Here is a 20,985-nt window from a genome sequence, read left to right on the forward strand (position 1 = left end):
AGTTTTGAATATTTGTTTACTTTCTCTTATTATTTGGAAAAGTAAAAAGAACTTGTAGTTTTATCTACAAGTTCTTTTCGATTAAACGGTTTATACATTTAGTTGGTTGGATAATATTTCAATTCTTCATATTACTAACAGAAGAAATTAACCAAGACAAATAATTCTTTTCAATAAGAGAAAAAATACAATTTTATTAAGACCAAATCCATCGATCATCAGTTAATGCTTGAGAATCATTAACTTTTTCAATCTCATCTGTTATCGACCACTCATTACTTCTTTCAGCGTTCGCCATATGAACTTTAACCTTTTCACCTACATTAAATTTCTGCCCATGTGTCAAATAAACTGTAACATTACGTTTACTTCCGTCATTTCCAGTATATTGAACAATTACATAATTATATTCTTCTATTCCAGATTTAAACTTATCTACTTTTGTAACATGTCCTATTTCATATTCGTATGCAAAAACATGTTTTAAATAACTTCCCTGGTGTAATGTATCAGTACCTTGAACCTTTTCAATTGACTCTGCAATCATATAGTCCGTAAAATTACGCATCATTGCACCAGTAGCTTTTATTTGATCACCAACTTTTACATTTGGTGTAGAGTTTAAATAAATACTGATAGGCTCTGAATACTTTGTTGATTCAACAGAGATAACATTATCAGTAACCTCAACTACACGCCCTTCAATTGTTGATAAATTTGACTCGATAGAAGCTGCACTTGCTTTTGTTACTTCTAATCCTGGTAGATTTGTGCCTGCAAGAGCTGCAATTCCTATTGCACCAGCTAAAATGATTTTTTTCATACCTTATAACATCTCCATTTCGGTTGTAGTTAAATGCGCAGTTAGGTTTAATTCGTAAATAACTTTCGTATATCACCTAACATGTAATCATTATAGTTACAATGAAAATAATTATTAACTACAATTGGAATGTAATTCTGCATAATAATAAATCTTGATTTTATAATTTATCATTCAAATAGAAAGAAAGATATGTATGTATGAAATTGTTACCGTAGAGAAAAAAGGAACCGTCGTGCGAAATGTGGAAAGAAAAATCCTAGGCGTAAATGGTCAACATATGAATTTCCTAATTAAACAGTGGAAAATAATAACCGTGAAAAAATTATACAAGGTTAGATTATCCTTTCGAGAGGATATTAAGGAGAAGGGTAAGGAAATCGAAGGATTAAGAGCCAAATACAAGCCATTTAATACATCTAAAAAAGACGAAATAGGCCATCATGATTGTCTATTACTATTTTTTATTACAAATTAATCCGCTGAATCCACCTGTTTTTTTGACCTCTAAAAGCTGGGGAAACAAATTTAAACATACCGACTCGAAAACTTCGACTCTTAGAAAACGTCTATAAAATGATTGTAAAATAAATAAAGAAGGATAAACAGATTTTTCTCAATAGTAAAATTATTTACAAAATAGTAAAATATAGGTATATATTTTTATAATAAACACAAAAAATAAAGAGGGGATGAGGAAAATGAATTTAAAACAATTAGGGATTATATTATTAGGAACCGTAACACTTGTATTTAGTAGTACAAATTTTGTGGACGCTGTTAGAAAACAGAAAGAATTTAGAGATACGGAGCCAAATAATACTCTTGAAACAGCCAATAGACTAGATTTGGGGTATGATTGTGTGGTTTATGGCAATTTAAATTTAGACGATAAAGACGGTATAGATATCTTTAGATTTTCCCCAAGTGATACCATGAAAGTTGAAGTTACTTTGCAGGGAATGCATGATGATAATGATTTTGATCTATTTGTACGAAATTCGAAAGGTAAAATAATAAAAAAATCGTTGAACCTTTCTAATGATATGGAAAAAATCGTCTTTGAAGCAGAAGAATGGGAAGACTATTATATTGAAGTAAGTTCATCGGTAAGGGGGAATGAAGATAATAACTTTGATTATATTTTAGTAGCAGAAAAATATTAAAACTAGTAAGTTTAGAGGCCATCCAATTGGGTGTTTTTTTGTTTTTCATGAGATATATACACAAAGTAGAAGCTTATTCGAATGTTCGTACTGATAATTCTATTATAAATAAATTTACTCCTAATTACCTTTGTTAGTTCGGCTCAACCTATGCATTATAATCACTCAGAGCTTAGAGAACACATAAAATTCTTAAGGAATCAACAAGAAAAAACATTTGTAGACTCTAGAATTAAACGAGATGAAAGCAATCAAAATACTGGCGGTACCCATCCAAATCAAGTTATTAAAAGCAAATGACCCAAAACGAGAGAATGTACATTTTTGTTTTAAGTGTGTTAAAAAATTTTTACGTGGATGAATGTGAAGTTTCGCCACATAATTAAAAGGCAGGAACATTTTGTACATATCAAATATGTTCCTGCCTTTGATTTTATTGAGTTTAACATCTATGATCTAAATATAAATATTGGTAAGCTTTTTAATTAGATTAAAGCATTATTCTACAACAAATCTTTAATTTGTTCATAAATATAGTCTTTACTTAGCCACCAAGCTTGTTTTGTCATATATTCATCTGTAAATTTCTCTTTTTCACTCTCGGGTCGATTTATCCATGTTGCTGGGTGAGGTAATTTCCTAGAATTATTCATTAATATCTTTTTAGGAGTCCCTTTAACTACAACGTCTCTATAGTATTTTAATCTGTATTGAGCAACTTTGGCATCGGGTCGAAGATGTAAAATATCTTCAAGAGATGGTTTAATGAAATTATTATATATTCTGATTTCATTATTTTTATTTTTGGTAAAAGTTAATTCAACACCGTTTTTTAGTTTTTCTACCTCTGTTTTCCAAACTCTTTTTACAGCTCCATCTATATCAGGAATGGGCATATTCCAAAATTTAGCTCCTAAAAAAGTGATTTTTTCAGGGTTTGTTTCGTACGAATTACTATCTTTTTTCTGTTTATTAAAATCATTAAAGATAAGTAGTAGAAATTTTTTTCTCTCTAAGAAATCATAAACTCTTGATTCCTCCCAAGATTCGTTAACTAGTTCAAGAAATGAAGGAATCCCCATAAATTTAAAATGTTCCTTTGGTTGTCCCATTCTTAAAGTAACCGTTTTTAAACTAATTTCTGCTTTTTCAATTTCTTCTGATGTAACTTCATCTGTAGTGGCTGGCAAATTAAGAATTCCACGAATTAATATGTTATTAATATTTTTTTGTGAATGATTTTTACCTACTTCGATACCAAGGTTTTGAATCAATTCACTTTGTTTCATACCGTAATAGGGAGTGAAACGAGAGATAATAATTTCCTCAAGAGTTTTCTTTTTTAACTCACTAACATCTTTCACAATACTATTAATTGCTTCGGTATGGTCTTGTCCAATAATATGATTATTTATGAGTTTATTAATAAATTTTGATTTAAATGAATAGGCTCTAGGTTTTGCAGGAACATCTGTAAACTTTTGTTTTGTAAAATCATCACCAGTTGTTGACTTTGTACATGCTCCTAGATAATTTGTAAGCCCTTCTGATAATTGTTCAGCTTTACCAGAGTTGATATATTCGGATATTTTTTTCCAGTCTTGCTTGATGATTTCTAAATCTTTCTCAGATATTTCTATTATAGTATCTTTAGGCAAGCCAAAATCTTTTAACTCTGACATTGAAAGTAGATTCGCATATAATACTTTAAATTTTGTCTTATCTTCAATTAATTCTCCGCTAGAAATTTTCTTCTTATGCGAGACATCACGTCTATAATATTGAATTAATTCAATTAGCTTATTCTTATGCCAAAATGAGCTTTGTTCAAATGATTTACCATATTCATTTTGGTAATTAATTTTATTTAAAACAAGTCTTTCCCCAGCAATCAATTTTTTGACTTTCTTCCCTTTAACATTTTTTATTTGTTTATCTATGGGGGTAACTTTTAATTCTACACCAGCTTCTGGAAAATCTGGTTCGGCATAATTGTCTGCAGGATGGTCAAACCAGATTTGCTCTATTACATTGCCTGGATAGGATTTATTTTTCACATTCTTAGTGTTCTTTACATCAATTTCTCCAAGCGTTTTTCCAATCGCTTCTAATGCTCTTTTATGTACTTTCTCCTTACTATTATATATATTACTCAAATCAATCAACTCCTCCAATAAAACGAACAACAATTGTTAATTATAGTATATCAATGACTTTGATAATGTGCTATCAGGTTATGGACATGATCCTTTTATGTATGGATATGCAATTATGCATATCCATAGTTATTATTTTTATAGTAATAAAATCTAATATATAATTAAAAAGTTTTTTAATAAATTGTTAAGGAGATGCGAGTATGAAGAAAGTCATAGGACTTATAGTATCATTATTTTTATTATTTTCTACCTATGCACCAACATTTACAGAAGCAGCCGAAGTTTTAAATAAAGTAGGCTGGGTCAAAGAAAATGAGAATTGGTTTTATTATCAAAAAGATGGAAGTAAGCAAAGAGATAACATTACTTTAGATGGAATAGAGTACTCCTTTTTTAAAGATGGAAGGCTAGTTGAAGGGAAAAAGCAGGCAGGGAAAGACACTTTATATTATAGTGAACCTGGTAAACTAAAGACCGGATGGAGTTTTTCTGCAACCTCATGGAGCTATTTAAAAGATGGGAAGTATGTGACAGGAACATTTACCTATCAAGGAAAACCATTTGAAATAAATAAGTACGGAGATATGGAAAAAGGATGGGTTACCCTTCGTTCTGCTGTTAAAAGAATCTATCCAAAGCCAGAAACAAAATTTCTATTTAAATCTAAACCTGTAAAGGATGGGGATGTCTTAGAGGTCATTTCAAAGCAGGGCTTATGGTATCAGGTCAAATATCAAGGAGAAGTCGGTTATGTTCGGATATTTGAATCTGTTGTGATTGGTGAATCACCAGTTCGTTCATGGGATGTAACAAAGGAAGCAACGAATTTGTCTCATTTTATTATAACTGAGTATCATAAAGATCCTGAAAAATACTTTCCGCCCAATATTCAAAAGAAATTTGATAAACAACTAGATAGTGATTTAGCTCTTCTTGCGAATGGATTAAAATGGATTGATCAATTAAAAGAAGCACTTTATTTAGATAATAAACAAGGGTGGGTACAAGAAGAAGGAAAATGGACGTATTATAAAAAAGATGGGCAAAGAATAACTGGTTTCCAAGCGATTGATGGGAAACGTTATTATTTTGGTACCGATGGGTTTATGCAAACAGGATGGGTACATACAAATGGATCAGATTATTATCTGGGAACCGATGGCGTAGTGCAGACCGGAATCCAACATATTGATGGGAAAATCTATTACTTTAGTCCATTAGGTAATGTACAATCAGGTTTTACAAATGTTGATGGGAAACCATATTATTTTGATGCTTCTCATGAGTCAAAAAATGGTTGGATGAAGCAAGAGTTTAGTTGGTACTTACTACAGCCTTCAGGTGCATTACAAACAGGAGATTTTACATATAAAGACAAGAAATTCTCCTTTAATCAAGACGGAGAAATGATTAAAGGGTGGGTTACATTAGAATCCCTTGTTAAAAAAGTATATCCAGAGCCAGATTTAAGAAAAGTATTGCGTGCAAAACGTGTAAATAATAGTGAAGTGATAGAAGTAACAGGGAAAGTTGGCTCTTGGTATGAAGTGAATTATCAAGGAGAAAAAGGATATGTGCGTATCCATGATGCCATTATTTTTGACCAGGAAGCCAAAAGTCCACTTACTCTTCTTGATGGGAAAATAAAAATATTTGAGGGTGTATTAGATTATTTAAAAAGTGACGAAACAGTCATAAATAACACGATTAAGATTTTAGAAAAAGAAGAACAGCGTTGGTTAGATGATGCAGAGACCTGGGAAAGTATTTCTATTAACATAAACAATGCAAAGCAAGATGCACAGTATAAAATGCAATTGATGAAAGAATCACATGATAAATTGCAAGAATTAGTGAATGCAATGAAAGGTGACATTAAAAATTTAACGGTCACTCAAAGAAAAGAGCTATTTAAACTACTTGGAAATACAGGAAAAGATGCTCTAGCGTACGGAAAAGAGTGGATGGAATTTAGTGCTGATGTATATGTATCTATTTTGCAGTATTATGAATCCCTTATGAAAGTCTATGCTGGCTATTATCAAGCGCTAGATGTGGTTGCAGGTAAAGCTATTGAAACACAAAATGAGATTAATAAAGGACTTCGTCAAATTGAGGAAAATCATCGTCAGTTAGCTGAAGGGCTTTCGGGTGTCATTAAAGACTTAGGACCAGTTGTAAATAGTTCGATTCGTTTAAAACATTCTGTAGATGAAGCGAAACCTCAATTGGAGGAACTTGTACAAGTAACACGAAAAAACGCTCCAATCATTGCGCAAGATTTACAAGCATTGGATGCCAAAGTCCCAGGATTCTACACAGATTTCAATATGGGAATAGATCTTGCAAATATCTTTATGGACTCGGCTAATAAAATAGCAAGTCATAAGATTGATATTCCTGCTGCTGCCATCAATGTTGGAAATATCGACTTAAGTAATGTACTACGTGATTTAGGTGGGGATCCATCTAGAGTATATGATCGTAAGAATGATGGAGATTTATCATTCATATTGGATATTACGCCTATAATTGGTACAGGAAAAGAAATTGGACAACTCATAAAAGGGGAAGACTTAGTAACAGGTCAAAAATACGGTCCAGAAGATTATGCGTGGGGTACACTGGCAGCCGTATCTGGTGGTACAACACGAGTTGTTGGTAAAGTTGTTGGAAAGATTGGTGATCTTGAGAAGAAAGGTAAAGCTATTGAAAATGCAACAAAAGGAACTTCAGGCATTGGATGGAGCATGCCAAGAGGTGGAGGGGTCATCAATGGTCGTAAATATACTGAGCATGCTTTAGAAAGAATGGCTCCAGATACCCTTGAAATAAGAGCAGAGCTTAATTCAAGAGCTCGGGAAATGGCTGCTAAAAAGGGATATAAACCAGGATCTAAAGAATATAACGAACTATTTTCTAAAATTGATCCTCGTGGTATGACACCAAATGTGGTTGAAGATATTATCAAAACTGGTTCTCGTTCTCCAGGTGATAAACCAGGAACTTGGAAATATAGTAGAGCAGATGGTTATGTTATACTTAATGACAACGGGGATGTAATAACAGCTGTTCCCGCAAAGAAGGATAAATAAATAATATTTTACGTTGCAAAAGGTTGGTACAAATAGTGGATATTAAATATGATGAATACGAACTTTTAGAGCTATTCGAGAGTGAACCAGAAGACTTTTTAATTGAAGGTGCAGGTGTGTATCTATATCGCAAAATTGATTCATTAGGGTTTAAATTAATAATGATTATGTCAGTTTATGAGAATACAGTTAATTTAAGTCTTTCTTATAATGAAGGGTGTGTATTTGATGTTAATATGGAATCTGTAGAACGTGTCTATACCCGTAATGATATACTTCATATTCAGTGCTCTGAAGAAAAAAAAGCGATAGAAGTGAGATTCAAACCGCACTTTGCCATTAATATTAGAGAATTTTAATCAAAAACCGTGGGAAATAATCATTTTCTACGGTTTTTATTATATTAATTTTGTTAATTTTAAATTTAAAAACTAATTTTTTGATGATAGGAGCTTGTATATGAAAATAATGTGTATAAAAAATTCAGGAGATACATTTTCAGAGGAGTTATTAAAACAAGGATATAATAGAGATTCAATAATAAATTTAGAAATCCATAAGGAATATGTGGTTTATGGTATTAGTTTATTCAATGGAGAATTAGACTATCTAATCTTAGGAGAAAATGAAAACTTACCTTCATGGTACCCTGGAGAATTGTTTGAAGTATCGAATCCTTTACAACCTTTAGGATGGTATTTTGCAGATCATAAACATAGTAAAGCGACAACAATAGAATATATATGGGGTTATAAAGAATTAGCTTTAAATGATAGACATGCTCTTGGTTTAATGGAAAGAGTGAATAAAGATATTGAAATATTTTTAAAGCGTAAAGCTGAAATTGATGAATTTGAGAAATAGTAAATGAATTGATTAATCTATAAAAAACATATAATTAAATATTTCTAGTTTTTTTGTACATAACATTTAAATAAACAGCTTATTTTTGAAAAAGTTGATAGATAGTATTTATGTTGGCACAAATATTTATTACAATGTACCCTATATAAAAAAAGTAGCTGCAAGTGCAACTACTTTTTTCAAAAATATTATGGTTCAAATAACACCTTTAGCGTAAACTTACGCTTAATGGTACTTGAGAATAAACTGTGAAATTGTTACCATAAGTACCGTGTCTTGAAAATGAGGAAGAAATTGAACCGTTCCAACTTTTGTAGGTAGCCCCAGATGTATCTGTTCTTAGAAGTACGTTTGAAAAGCTAGCTTGGCTAAAGGAATTACGTCCAGTATCTTCAACCCCCTGAACCATTTTTACTGGTTCATATTGAGAAAATGAGCCATATACAGGCTGATTTGCATATCTAGGATTTCCATTTACATACATAGTAACCGTACCATTTCCGTTATTAATAATTTTAAGGTTCACTCGATCACCATCTTTAATTGACGCATCAAACTGTGTGTTCCAATACTTACTGTTTTGACCTGATTCATTATATCCTGAATTTAGAAATACTTTATATCCACTTGGTGTTTTGGAAATACCACCCTCAACTTTAGATGCTCCAATACCTAAATACCAATTCACATACCCATCTTTAACAACAACTGATTTTGGTAGATTTATATCAGCTGCAATCCCAGTATAGGTACTATTTGTAACACTTTTTACAGCACCTTCTGTAGCTGCAAAACTAGTAGTTGAAAACATTGATAGAGAAATTAGAAGTGAACCAACTAGATACATCATTTTTTTCTTACTTTTTCTTAATATTTGATTCATTTTAGATCCCCCATATTTTAAATTATTAAATTGTATGGAAAGTTGGCCAACTAACTACAACTTACAAACTAAAGATATATCAGGTTTTATTTAATGTATATATTTTCCTGTTATAAGTCATTGAATTGTCGAATAAATCCGATTTTTTATATTTATCAATATAGGTGGAGTTGACAGATTAAAGTGGTATGTCTATTTAAATGTAAGCAGATTTTGTTAAAAATAATATAAAAACCTATAAATATGTTGTGGATAATATGTACTACGGTTCATTTAGGAGAGAAAAATATGGAATGAATATAGTGGGATTTATCAAAGAATATATCTGAAATGTTTAGAAATAGATTAAATACGAAGGAAATAAATGAATCGTTTTTGTTAAGGAATTCATTGAAATGGTTCATAGATGAAGGGAAATATATGATTTAAAAGACATGGATTTCCTATATAAAAGAAGAAAGGGGATCCAGCTATGGGAATTACAAATACAAGATTGAAGTTAGATAAAGCAGCTATTGAAGAGGCTATAGAGGCATTAAAAGATGAAAATGAATGTTTACGTATAGAAGTCGATTACTTAAAAAAGTTAAAGGCCTTCGTTCAAAAAGAAATGGAATTACAGAACAAGAGAAAGCAAAAGTAATTTATCTTACAAAATTCGAAGGTATGGAACAGATTAAGATAGTATTAGATAATTATATAGTTCATTACAATCGAAAAAAAATCAAAGTACAGTTAAAAGGAATGAGTCCAGTACAATACCGGACTCAAATTCAAACAGCCGCATAATTTTTTGTTTAATTCTTCAGGTCCAGTTCATCATAGACGATCGATTTTTGGCTTGCTACGCGCAGTGATTGTTATTCTTTAACTCATCTCATATTACGTTAGTTTAAGTATTGAGAGTAAAAGAATAGGAATAGAAAAATTAATGTTTTGCTAAATAATCTATTAAAGAAACTTAAAGGAATAACAAGTTCTCCTATTGTAAGGATTTTAAGTTTATCCTTATTTAGTCCTTTTATTAATTCTTTTAATGTTTGGAAGTTTATTTTATTAACGAAAGACCAACTTGGCACAGCTTTTGTATCTGAACCTATTTTGAAAATGATATGAATACTATGTGCATGAAAACCGCTTATTATTAAAATAAGCATAAATCCTAAAATAATGAACCAAGTCATTTTTCAACATCTCCTTTCAGTATTTAATATTAAGATATTAAAACTGTTGAGAAAGTGTGCTGTTGTCCATGAAAAATATTGTGAAATTGTTGAGGAAACGTTGAGAATGTTGAGATGCTATTGATTGTAGCGGAGTTAATAATGCTTGTCATATTATATTTGTGAAAAAGGAAATAGGAAAGAGAACAGTTGCGTAGACTGTTCTCTTAAGGAGCGGAAGTGCTGAACATTTTCAATGACAATGATTCAAGCATTCCGCTAATAGTATGTGTAAATATTTATAATTAATTCAAGCAAGGCAGCTATAAAAAATAGCCGCCTTGCCACAGGAAGAATTCAAAAAAAGAGAGATTTATTATGGATACTGATTGGCTGGTACCAATTTATTTATATTATTAGTAAGGATTAAATAAAATATTCAAAAGTTAAAATCTCAATTCATCGTAGGATTGTTCACAGTTAATAAAGTTTTTCTAAAAAGTGGTATTAATTGGAATTTAAACTCTTTATCCTGTATGATGAAAATATAGATATTCTAATATCCTTATAGTTAATAAAGGGAGAATACAGGAGGAGTTGTCATGAAAAATATAAAAACGGCTATGACATTGGTACAATCACATCTTAATGAAAATGAGATTATTGAAAATAGCCTATATGGAATGTTTCAATATCAAGTATTTGGTATGGGTAGTCAAAGAAAAGGGATATTGGTCGCTACAAATGAACGTATGTGTTTTTATACAAAATATTTAGGGAGTGAAACGTTTAAAGTATTTAATTATGCCAAAATTAATTCAATAGATGTAGAAAAAGGATTATTAACAGGAAAGAAAATCATTTTTTTTCATGATGGCGAACGTGAAGTGATGAATTTAATTGAGGAAGGTGACCTGGAGAGGTTTGCGGTATTTGTAAAAGAAAAAATTATGATCTTGAAATAAAGAAGTTTGTTTTTAAAATTTGCTTCTCAAATTAAACAATAGTATGATTTGCTAAAATTGAAAACATTAAAACAAAAAACAAATTTTAAATGACTTTAATAACCTTCTATCATCCTGTTTGATGGGAGGTTATTGCCTTTCTAAAGATAAAATTAAAGAGTTTTATTATCCTTATACATGGATGGATGACATGCAAAGTAAAAATAGCACTTTTTAAAAGTGCTATTTTTAAGGTGTGCATTAGGACTTGAAAGAGGCTTGAACTACCCCCACTTTCACTTGGTTTAGAAGTGGAGGATTCCTAAGTAAAGAGTTCTATCGAACTCTAATTGATTAGGCTAACCCCGCAGTCCTTGCGGTTAGAAGCCTTATTGCTTCATTCTTTATATTGATACTTGCGTTAATATCCCTATCATGGTGTGTACGACAAGAAGGACAGTCCCATTTACGTAGGTTTAGATTTTTAACGTCTTTGTTTTGATATCCACAACAAGAACATAATTGGCTGGAAGCAAATGTTTTCGATACGACAATGACTTGTTTGCCATACCATTTTGCTTTATATTCCAACATGGTTCGAAACTGTGACCATGATACTTCACTAATTGCTTTTGCTAACTTACGATTTTTTAACATATTTGATACTTGCAAATCCTCTATACCGATAACATCGTGGTTTTTGATGATTTCAGTTGAGATTTTGTCTAAGTAATCTTTTCTAGCATTTGATATGTATTCATGAATTCTAGCTACTTTTACTCGTTGTTTATTCCAACGAGAAGATCCTTTCATTCTTCTAGAAAGGACACGCTGTGCTTTCGCCAACTTATCTTCTAATGATCGGAAAAACTTCGGATTTTCATAGGGTGTTCCATCTGACAAAATGGCGAAATCTTTTAGTCCTACCTACATCTACTCCAATGTAAGAATGTGTTTTCGGAAGTTCTTGTACTTCTGTTTCAACTAATAATGACACAAAATATCTACCAGAAGGGTTCCGTCTAACTGTAGCATTTACAATACGTCCCGTTATTTCACGACTTTTGGCAAATCGAACAAGACCTAGTTTTGGCAATTTTATTTTGCTTCCTATAACGGCAATGTTTTCATTTGTTTGTTTTGTGATATAAGATTGTACGTTATTCTTCTTGGATTTGAAACGCGGGGCACTATTTTGTTTTTTAAAAAATCGTGTATACGCATCCGCAAGGTTGCGAACAGACGACTGAATCGCAATACTATCCACTTCTTTGAGCCAAATAAACTCTTTCTTCATGGCAGGGAGTTTGGCAGAGCATGTACCATATGTTAAACCTTTTCCAGTTTCTTTATATGCGTGATTCCATAGGGATAGGAAATGATTGAATACAAAGCGAGAACAACCTATCGTTTTATTAATTAGAATTGCTTGTGCTTGATTTGGATAGATACGAAACTTAAAGGCTTTATTAATTATCATTTGATTCACCTCCATTTCGGTATATGACTATTATATACCAAACGTACATTCGGTGGATAGTGAAGTAACACTTTCTGCATGTCGAACAATTAAGATGACTTCCTGCCATCCCTTGTTCGAAGCCAATGCATCTCCCACCTACACACTTCGCGTTCCTTGAGGAAGGAGTCTTCTTGGCTAAAATGATAAAACTGAAGTAATAGTTGAACTTGAAAGACACTGAAGAGAGTTGATAAATGGTCAAATTGACATATCTAGAACTGTTGGATGGTTTACAAGTATGTACCCTGCATATTTTAAGGTGGATCATGAGGAGATAGAGGATAAAATTAAATCATTAAAGGAACAACTTAGAAACATACCTAATAAAGGATTTAATTATAGCATTCTTAAGTTTTTAAATAGGGAATTTAAAGAACAAGAAGTCAAGTATATAAGATTCAATTATCTTGGAAGTTTTGATAATATAATTGATAAGAACCAATTAAATCTAAACAACATTGAATTTGCGTTAGATAGTGACAAGAATAATTCATTGACAGCACTAATGGATTTAGAGGCTATGGTGGTAAATGGTGCACTAAAGATAAATATTATCTACAGTAAAAATAGATTTAAAGATGAAACAATCCAAAGGTTTATTGAAAGTTATGTGAATACTTTGAAGGTAATTTTAGATAAGTGCATAGAAAAGGATTTCAAGGAATTCACCCCATCGGATTTTGATGCTGTAGAAATTTCACAAGAAGATTTAGATGCATTGTTTAATTAGAAGTTACGCAAGGGGTATATTATTATGAAAAATTTAAGAGAATTGTTAGTTATACTTAGTGTTTTTCTCAGTATAGTTGTATTACCACTTAAGGGATATGCATTAGACAATGAGGTTGAACAGATAAATTTATTAACAAATGATACAAAACTAAAAATAGAAAAGTTTATAGAAGAAAATATGGATAAAGGTAAGGTTCCAGGACTAGCAGTTACCTTAGTTAAAGGCGATAAGACTGTGTATCAAAAAGAATTCGGATATTCAGATATAGATGCTAAAAAGCCAGTTACTTCTAAAACCTTGTTTGAAATAGGATCTAATAGTAAAGCAGTTACTGCTTTAGGAATTTTTAATTTAGAAAAAAGTGGACAAATTAAACTTGAAGATGAAGTAACTAAATATATACCATGGTTAAAAGTTAAATATAAAGGTAAGGAAGCTTCAATAACTATAGAACAATTATTACATCAAACAAGTGGTATACCTTTTAAAACGATAGATAAGATACCAGTTTCTAATGAAGATAATGCACTTGAAGAAACAGTTAAAACCTTAATTAATATAGAATTAGATAGTGAACCAGGTAGGGATTTCCAGTATGCAACTATAAATTATGATGTTTTAGGGTTGGTTATTGAAAAAGTGACAGGGAAATCTTATGAAGGCTATATTGAAGAAAATGTCTTAAAGCCATTGGGTTTACATAATACTTATCTTTATAAAAATGAGATTGTTAATGAATATATCGCTAAAGGGTATAAACTCGAATTCTTAAAAAATGATGTATATGATGCACCTGTGTATAGAGGGAATAAGCCGGCTGGGTATATTATCTCCAGTGCTGAAGATATGGCTAAGTGGCTTAAGATTCAGCTGGGCACTTTAAATGATTTGAAATTTGATAAAGACATAGTTGGAAAATCTCAAGAGGCCAATCGTACAGTTAGACCATTAAGTGATGGATCATTCTATGCTAGTGGTTGGTTCATTTATCCAAAGAGTGAAAATCAAATTTCACATGCCGGGAATAATCCTAACTATTCTTCATTTATAGTATTTAATCCTAAGGATAAAGTCGGGGTTGCAGTACTAAGTAATACGAACTCACAATATGTAGAACTTATAGGTCAAGGTATTAATAAGATTTTAGAAGAGGGCACTTACAATAAAAATATAATAGATTTAAATAAAGGCGCAGATACAATAGCTAGTGTAATTATATGTATTTCAATTTTAATAGTTTTAAGCATATTATTTTTCACATTAAAAGCAATATTAAATAAACAAAGGCATTTAAATACATATGGAAAAAAGAGTTTATTAAAGCTTGTTTTTTCTTTTCTGTTCATGCTGGGAATAAGTTACTGTATATATTTAATTCCATATATCCTTTATAGAGGAGTATCCTGGGAATTTGTTTTTGTATGGCTTCCTAATAGTGTTGAAGTTGCACTTTATTTTGTATTTACCAGTGTATGGTTAGTGTATATATACTTAGTATTTATAAGCTTTTTCAAAAAAGAAAACGATAAGGGAATATTTTTGTTATCTATAAAGCGTTATTAGTGGTTTTGATAATGCGCTTATAATTTTCACTATTAATATGACTGTAACAAGTAATAATGCGTTAAAGATTAAGCTGTTAATGTATTTCGTTTTAGGACTTATTCTTTATGTCTATGGGCAAAAGGTTATGAGGGGGAAATTAATAGATTTAACCAATGAAATAGTATATTCAAAAAGAATGGAAATTGTAAAAAAATCACTGGAATCTTCTTATAGCAAGTTTGAAGAAATTGAAAAGGGAAGAATTCAGTCCATTATATGAAAGATTATAAAGAACTAGAAGAAATAAGAAAATTAATTGATGTTGGAGGGCCTACTATGTGTCATAGTGCCAGAAAAGTATTTTTAAGTACGGCTTTAATAACATCGCCATCTGACTATAAAGAAGTAATTAATGAGCTTATCGATTATGGAGGTAGAGTATCTCTTAAATTAAGAATAGAACTTGCTAAAAAAGTTTCATCAGTTATTACCTCATATATGATTTCCGTAGATGAAACTATGAATAATATTGAACTTGAAGACCTGTTTAAAGCCTATGAGATAATGGAGTGATTAGGGAATTTTAAAAAATGAATGTGTGATTAAACATTCAGGACTGACACATAAAAAATAAATCAAATCCGTTAAATAGTCTATCTCTTTAGTTAATAGACTATTTAAAATTCATTTTAAAAGAATATGATAAAAAAAGAATTATCGAGTCCAGATATGGAATACCGCTTTTAGGAAATGTACCTTAAGAGATACTAAAAAAGTTATATATTAAATTGGTATTATTTTTTTGTGAGAAAGGTCAAAAATAAATTTCAAAAATTCAAAATTGATAAGTTATTGATTAGAAAATAGGGGGGAGTTTAATGAGAAAAATAGTATTATACAGTGATCAAGTACAAGAAGATAGAAAATTGGATTATGAACTTTTAAGGTTGTTAAATAAAGAAAATCCTTCAATAGCATATCTTCGAGCATCTTCAGATGTAACAGGAAAATATTTTAATTATGTAGTTAAATACTATAGATATTTAGGAATTAATAATGTGAAATATTTTGATTTAGACAAAGAATACGATGAAAGAAAGGTTAATGACATATTTAATTATGATGGAATACATCTTTCTGGTGGAAATACATTCTGCTTTTTATATTCCTTAAGAAAAAGAAATTTATTGCATTCATTAAAATCATATTTGCAAAATGGTGGGGTTTTGATTGGTGTTAGTGCTGGTAGTATAATAACAACTAAAAGTATTGATACAGCCCAATTTTTAGACGAGGATATTATAGGACTAGAGGATAGAGAGTCCCTAGGTATTGTAGATTTTGATTTTATGCCTCATTGGAGCGAGGAACAAAGTGGGAAATATTTAGATTTATTAAAAGATTATTCTAAGTTGAAAAATAGGGAGATTTATGCTTGTAAAGATGGTGATGGGATAGTTATTGAGGGAGAAGAGATTAAATTGATTGGTGATATTTTGAAAATCTAATTTAGTTTCAATTTATATTAACAAAGAAGAAACTCTTTTCGGTTTCTTCTAAGGGATCATGTATAAAACCATCTCCTTTATGTTTATAAATTGAGGAACAATTATGTTGAAACTATAGAAAAAGGGTCCTGTTAATACAGGACTCTTCTTTATTTTTATTAATGTAATTATTAGAGATATTAGTGAACTACTTGCCACTTAGCAAAGCTTGAATTGGGAGCTTCTCAGCTCCACGATGAAAGAAACCTTTCGACTCCTTGAGCGTTACGTCTAGAGTCCAACGCTTGGACGCTCCCTGTATACGGTTGATATTTTAAGCAGTTACCGAATAGCTTGGTTTTCGCACTCTATTTTCTTCCTGCAACCTCCTATATCAAGCTATCAAAGAACTTCAGATAGCTAGTTTATCAAAAGTTTTTTGCTATGCCAAACCGAAATTCATCTCCCACCTACCGTTTGGCTATCGCCCTTCACACGCTTGAGGAAGGAGAATTCTTCCGGTAAATTCATTAAAAAATTCCTCCTGTGTACCAAGAAGCAAAATATATTTATGATAAAATATAGAAAAAGATGATTAAGAAGGGATAATTAAAGTGAAACCAACAATTTATGATGTTGCGGAAAAAGCAGGTGTATCAATAGCGACTGTATCCAAGGTAATTAATCAAACTGGGCGTATTAGTGAAAAAACAATAAACAAAGTAAATCAGGTAATGGATGAATTAGATTACCAGCCAAGTAGTGTAGCAGCAGCGTTAACAGGTAAAAAAACATATACGATTGGGGTACTTGTCCCAGATATCTCAAATCCTTTTTTTGCAGAAGTAGCAAGAGCTTTTGAAAATAGTGCACGAGAATCAGGGTATACACTCATTTTATGTAGTACAGATCATCAAACAAAACGTGAGCACGAATACATTGATTTACTATTTAAAAAGCAAGTAGACGGCATTATTATTGCGACGGAGCTAAACGATTATAAACTTGTAAAAAAAATCGTGAATCGAGATTTACCACTTGTACTATTCACTGTAGATCATCCTTCCATCACGACTCATGTTGTGACAACTGATGATATGAGGGGAGGCTATCTAGCTGGAAGTTATCTAACGCAGAAAGGCCATACATCTTTAACGATTATGTTGGAGAAGGATAGAAAAAGTAGCGTAGGGAGATTGAATGGTTTCAAACAAGCTCTAACGGATTCGGAGATTTCGTTAGATGATGAGGCTATCATTAGCTGCTATTCGACAGTGGAAGATAGTAAACGTGCAAGTAAGGAATTACTTAATTTGCCTTACAGGCCTACAGCGGTTTTTGCTTGTACAGATTTAATTGCTATATGCCTTATGAATGAAGCAAGAAAACAAGGGCTTTCAATTCCGGAAGATTTATCAATTATCGGATTTGATAATACAATCTATGCTGAGATTGCAGATCCGGGGTTAACAACAATTGAACAGCCAATTAAACAAATGGCAGCCTGTACGTTTGAACAACTGCTAAAAACGATGGAAATGAAGGAGCATGCTAAGCAAAAAATTACAATTATTCCTCAGTTAGTAGAGCGATCCTCAGTAAAGGATATTACATGATAGATTTTTCATAAGCCTATTTGAATGTAACAAAAGAAGGTCATCGTAACTAAGTATAGTTAGGATGACCTTCTTTTATATAGGGTTTATACAGAGAACTGCTCACCGCTTTTCGTATTTAAATCCTGCTCCATCTCATTTTCTTTTGGAATAGTAAGGAAATGGGTTAAAAATGCACCAAAGAAATACAAACCAGCAAAGATCCACATTACGCCACCAACACCTAATGGCCCGATGAAGGCAGTTACTACTAATGGTCCAACAAATGCTGATAATCCTGAACCTAAATTTAAGACAGACATTGCAGCTCCTTTATTTTCAGGAGATAAAGATGGGACTAACGCGGTAAGAGGTACATAGCCGGCAAGTGTTGCTCCATAGCAACAGGCAACAAATAATATCGCCCAATAATTATGTCCTACCATTTGTGGCACATAATAGAGTGCAAGAGTTACAATTCCGCAACCGACTCCTCCGAACCATTTAATTGTATTTACCCAACCAAACTTGTCTCCAACAATACCAAAAATAATATTAAACACCATATTTACAAAGAATAGAGTACCCCAAATTTGAAGCCATTCAGTCATCGTAAAATTATATTTCATCATATAGGTAGGTAGGAAAACAACAAATCCAAACTGAGCGGCCGAGTTTATAATTTTTACAATACCGCCTATACCAACTTTAGGATTTTCAAATGCGATGGTAATGCCTTTTAGTAATTCACTTGATTTGTTAGCGCTTACGGTTTGTGCTTTAAATTTATCCTTATTTACAACAATTGAGAATAATCCACCGACGACAACAAAAATTAAAGCACTCCATAATGTAGCGATTTCTCCGATTTTAGGAACCATATAGCTAGAATAAAAGGCTCCTATAACACTAAGCCCCAGCTGGAATACGAACCAGAACCAGCCAACTGCTCTTGAAAGCATTTGTTGAGGAGTACTGTAAGATACCCAAACTAGAAAAGAATAAGCAAATAAAGGATAACCGAACCCTCGTAGGGCATAGCAAATTAATATTACGGGATAATTCATATGTTGAATTCCTATACCTATGAACCCGATTGAACCTAAAATGAATGATACTAAACCAAACGTCATGACTTTTCTTGGTCCCCACATTTGTACAAATACCCCCGAAAACCAAGAAGAAGCAGATACAGTAATTCCGTAAATAGTAAACAAGAAAGCAGCGTGTTCTAGCGTTAGTCCTTTTTCAACGAGATAAGGGGATAACCATCCCTGTTCTAACCCGTCCCCAATCATAAAAACAATAATCCCTATGTATCCCCAAGTTAAATTAGAAGGGATCCCAATCCTGTCCATAAATGTTTTGTTTGAACTAATAGCGTTCATTCTCCCACCACCGATAAGTTATTTTTGGTTAAGCGCTTAATTCTTTTTGATAAAAAAAGTATACGCTTACATTATGAGGTCGTCAATTAAATTTTTTGACAATTTACAACTTTCTTTTATAGAGGCATTCTATTTACTTATTGGACAATAAAATAATAGTGAGTATGAAAAGAAAGAAATACCTTATAGATGGGGGTTACTATTTAAAAGGCTTGGTTTTCTTTGTTATATCAGTATTTTAAAAGAATATATTTATAGCTTTTTAGATGATTTATTTCTAATTATTATTTTTTATTTTTATGTAATACGTTTATTGAGGGAACTTAAAATTCGGATGAAAAGGGGAGTGTTCAAAAAAATAAAAATGTTTTCAATTTAGAATCAAGTGTGTATAATGAAGAAAAATAGGGAAAGCGCTTAACTGATTTGATACGCTAAACCCTATAGACTTTCATTTCGTTTCTTAAATTTTAATATAGAGGGAGAAATCATATGAACGTTTTAAAAATTGGGATTATTGGTGCTGGACGAATTGGGAAACTACATGTTGATAATTTGCAGCTTATGCCACAAGTAAAAATTAAAGCGGTTTCAGATGTAGTAATTGGTCATCTAGAAAAGTGGGCTCAAGATAAAGGAATTTCCACTCTGACTACAAACTATCAGGATTTATTAGCAGATCCAGAAATTGATGCTGTCTTTATTTGCTCACCAACAAATACACATGCGCAAATTATTAAAGAAGCGGCTCTTGCGAAAAAACATATTTTCTGCGAAAAGCCAGTTAGTTTCTCAGTAGAAGAAACATTAGATGCATTGGAAGTAGTAAAAGAACAAGGAGTATCTCTTCAAGTAGGTTTTAACCGCCGTTTCGATCCTAACTTCAGAAAAGTCTATAATCTTATTCAACAAGGAGAAGTGGGACACCCACATATTTTAAAAATTACGTCTAGAGATCCACAACCGCCAAGTATAGAATATGTTCGTTCTTCAGGTGGATTGTTTATGGATATGATGATTCATGATTTTGATATGGCTAGGTATGTGATGAATAGTGAAGTTGTTGAAGTATTTGCATATGGCACAACATTAATTGATCCATCCATTCAGGAAGTAAATGATGTTGATACAGCAATTGTCACATTGAAATTTGCGAATGGAGCTTTAGGGGTAATTGATAATAGCCGCCAAGCTGTTTATGGATATGACCAGCGTCTTGAAGTATTTGGTGAAAAAGGAGCAGTCGCTGCTGATAATTGCTGCCCGACAACAGTACAAGTGTCAAAAACAGAAGGTGTTGTAAAAGATAAGCCGCTTTATTTCTTCTTAGAGCGCTATACGCAGGCTTACATTGAAGAAGTAACACAATTTACAAAGTCAATTATAGAAGGACAAGCTGTTATTTGCAGTGGTAATGATGGGTTACAAGCAGAACGAATTGCGAAAGCTGCGAAGGAATCTTTACTAACAGGAAAACCTGTTCAAATTGAGCATAAACAGCCTGCTCTAAATCAATAAAGAGAGCGCTTACTTCTAAAAAGTTAAAGAGTGGTAAATAGTATGGCCATAAAATTTCTGAACCATATCATTTACCTTTACATAAAGCACGGGAGGTAGT

The 20,985-nt window shown here is 31.8% G+C and carries 18 protein-coding genes and 1 pseudogene; 13 read left to right on the plus strand and 6 right to left on the minus strand.

Annotated features, from left to right (window positions below):
- Positions 1-196: 196 nt before the first annotated feature.
- Positions 197-823 carry a hypothetical protein gene (locus tag MNO09_RS00455; protein WP_241949966.1) on the minus strand — a complete coding sequence of 209 codons (627 nt, stop codon included), beginning with the start codon at positions 821-823 and terminating at the stop codon, positions 197-199.
- Between the two features lie 701 nt (positions 824-1,524).
- On the opposite strand from MNO09_RS00455, the gene MNO09_RS00460 reads away from it, so the two are divergent.
- The gene (locus tag MNO09_RS00460) at positions 1,525-1,989 is read left to right on the plus strand and encodes a hypothetical protein (protein ID WP_098720480.1); all 465 of its coding nucleotides are present in this window, start codon (positions 1,525-1,527) and stop codon (positions 1,987-1,989) included.
- Between the two features lie 503 nt (positions 1,990-2,492).
- Here the strand turns inward: MNO09_RS00460 and MNO09_RS00465 are convergent.
- Positions 2,493-4,145 (minus strand): Sau3AI family type II restriction endonuclease, encoded by a 1,653-nt coding sequence (locus MNO09_RS00465; protein ID WP_088107581.1) that lies wholly within the window; start codon positions 4,143-4,145, stop codon positions 2,493-2,495.
- A gap of 203 nt (positions 4,146-4,348) precedes the next feature.
- Between MNO09_RS00465 and MNO09_RS00470 the strand changes: the two genes are divergently transcribed.
- The 3 genes from MNO09_RS00470 (at position 4,349) to MNO09_RS00480 (ending at position 8,107) form a co-directional block, all read left to right on the plus strand.
- Positions 4,349-7,243: a pre-toxin TG domain-containing protein gene (locus tag MNO09_RS00470; RefSeq protein ID WP_016135843.1), complete on the plus strand. Its 2,895-nt coding sequence runs from the start codon at positions 4,349-4,351 to the stop codon at positions 7,241-7,243.
- A 35-nt stretch (positions 7,244-7,278) separates the two neighbouring features.
- Positions 7,279-7,602 (plus strand): hypothetical protein, encoded by a 324-nt coding sequence (locus MNO09_RS00475; RefSeq protein WP_016135844.1) that lies wholly within the window; start codon positions 7,279-7,281, stop codon positions 7,600-7,602.
- 100 nt (positions 7,603-7,702) lie between these two features.
- The gene (locus MNO09_RS00480; protein ID WP_098720478.1) at positions 7,703-8,107 is read left to right on the plus strand and encodes a hypothetical protein; all 405 of its coding nucleotides are present in this window, start codon (positions 7,703-7,705) and stop codon (positions 8,105-8,107) included.
- Positions 8,108-8,315: 208 nt separating this feature from the next.
- On the opposite strand, the gene MNO09_RS00485 is transcribed toward MNO09_RS00480, so the two are convergent.
- Entirely contained in the window at positions 8,316-8,990 is a 675-nt protein-coding gene (locus tag MNO09_RS00485; RefSeq protein ID WP_144525189.1) for a hypothetical protein, read from the minus strand.
- Between the two features lie 472 nt (positions 8,991-9,462).
- Here MNO09_RS00485 and MNO09_RS00490 point away from each other — a divergent pair, with 472 nt between their 5' ends.
- Together MNO09_RS00490 and MNO09_RS00495 are read left to right on the plus strand one after the other, a co-directional pair.
- The gene (locus MNO09_RS00490) at positions 9,463-9,633 is read left to right on the plus strand and encodes a hypothetical protein (RefSeq protein WP_186367216.1); all 171 of its coding nucleotides are present in this window, start codon (positions 9,463-9,465) and stop codon (positions 9,631-9,633) included.
- 23 nt (positions 9,634-9,656) lie between these two features.
- Positions 9,657-9,779 carry an IS3 family transposase gene (locus MNO09_RS00495; protein ID WP_353939944.1) on the plus strand — a complete coding sequence of 41 codons (123 nt, stop codon included), beginning with the start codon at positions 9,657-9,659 and terminating at the stop codon, positions 9,777-9,779.
- A gap of 98 nt (positions 9,780-9,877) precedes the next feature.
- Here MNO09_RS00495 and MNO09_RS00500 read toward each other — a convergent pair whose 3' ends face one another.
- Positions 9,878-10,174, minus strand: a complete 297-nt coding sequence (locus tag MNO09_RS00500; protein ID WP_000219733.1) for a hypothetical protein — start codon at positions 10,172-10,174, stop codon at positions 9,878-9,880.
- A gap of 581 nt (positions 10,175-10,755) precedes the next feature.
- Between MNO09_RS00500 and MNO09_RS00505 the strand changes: the two genes are divergently transcribed.
- Entirely contained in the window at positions 10,756-11,118 is a 363-nt protein-coding gene (locus MNO09_RS00505) for a PH domain-containing protein (RefSeq protein ID WP_016136249.1), read from the plus strand.
- Between the two features lie 333 nt (positions 11,119-11,451).
- On the opposite strand, the pseudogene tnpB reads toward MNO09_RS00505, so the two are convergent.
- Positions 11,452-12,577: pseudogene (gene tnpB, locus MNO09_RS00510) on the minus strand (IS200/IS605 family element RNA-guided endonuclease TnpB).
- A gap of 229 nt (positions 12,578-12,806) precedes the next feature.
- Here tnpB and MNO09_RS00515 point away from each other — a divergent pair.
- The 5 genes from MNO09_RS00515 to MNO09_RS00535 all read left to right on the plus strand — a co-directional run bounded on the left by MNO09_RS00515 (position 12,807) and on the right by MNO09_RS00535 (position 18,000).
- Entirely contained in the window at positions 12,807-13,349 is a 543-nt protein-coding gene (locus MNO09_RS00515) for a condensation domain-containing protein (RefSeq protein ID WP_241949967.1), read from the plus strand.
- Between the two features lie 24 nt (positions 13,350-13,373).
- The gene (locus MNO09_RS00520; protein WP_241949968.1) at positions 13,374-14,915 is read left to right on the plus strand and encodes a serine hydrolase domain-containing protein; all 1,542 of its coding nucleotides are present in this window, start codon (positions 13,374-13,376) and stop codon (positions 14,913-14,915) included.
- Between the two features lie 258 nt (positions 14,916-15,173).
- Positions 15,174-15,470 carry a hypothetical protein gene (locus MNO09_RS00525; protein ID WP_048562796.1) on the plus strand — a complete coding sequence of 99 codons (297 nt, stop codon included), beginning with the start codon at positions 15,174-15,176 and terminating at the stop codon, positions 15,468-15,470.
- A 305-nt stretch (positions 15,471-15,775) separates the two neighbouring features.
- A complete protein-coding gene (locus tag MNO09_RS00530) occupies positions 15,776-16,405 on the plus strand; it encodes a Type 1 glutamine amidotransferase-like domain-containing protein (protein ID WP_016136254.1) in 630 nt (209 codons plus the stop codon).
- Positions 16,406-16,998: 593 nt separating this feature from the next.
- A complete protein-coding gene (locus tag MNO09_RS00535) occupies positions 16,999-18,000 on the plus strand; it encodes a LacI family DNA-binding transcriptional regulator (protein ID WP_016136255.1) in 1,002 nt (333 codons plus the stop codon).
- Positions 18,001-18,086: 86 nt separating this feature from the next.
- Here MNO09_RS00535 and MNO09_RS00540 read toward each other — a convergent pair whose 3' ends face one another.
- A complete protein-coding gene (locus MNO09_RS00540) occupies positions 18,087-19,367 on the minus strand; it encodes an MFS transporter (RefSeq protein WP_048562795.1) in 1,281 nt (426 codons plus the stop codon).
- A 492-nt stretch (positions 19,368-19,859) separates the two neighbouring features.
- Here MNO09_RS00540 and iolG point away from each other — a divergent pair, with 492 nt between their 5' ends.
- Positions 19,860-20,885 carry an inositol 2-dehydrogenase gene (gene iolG / locus MNO09_RS00545; protein ID WP_016136257.1) on the plus strand — a complete coding sequence of 342 codons (1,026 nt, stop codon included), beginning with the start codon at positions 19,860-19,862 and terminating at the stop codon, positions 20,883-20,885.
- Positions 20,886-20,985 lie beyond the last annotated feature (100 nt).

The organism is Bacillus sp. N5-665 (genome assembly GCF_022637375.2).
Taxonomy (GTDB): Bacteria; Bacillota; Bacilli; order Bacillales; family Bacillaceae_G; genus Bacillus_A; species Bacillus_A wiedmannii.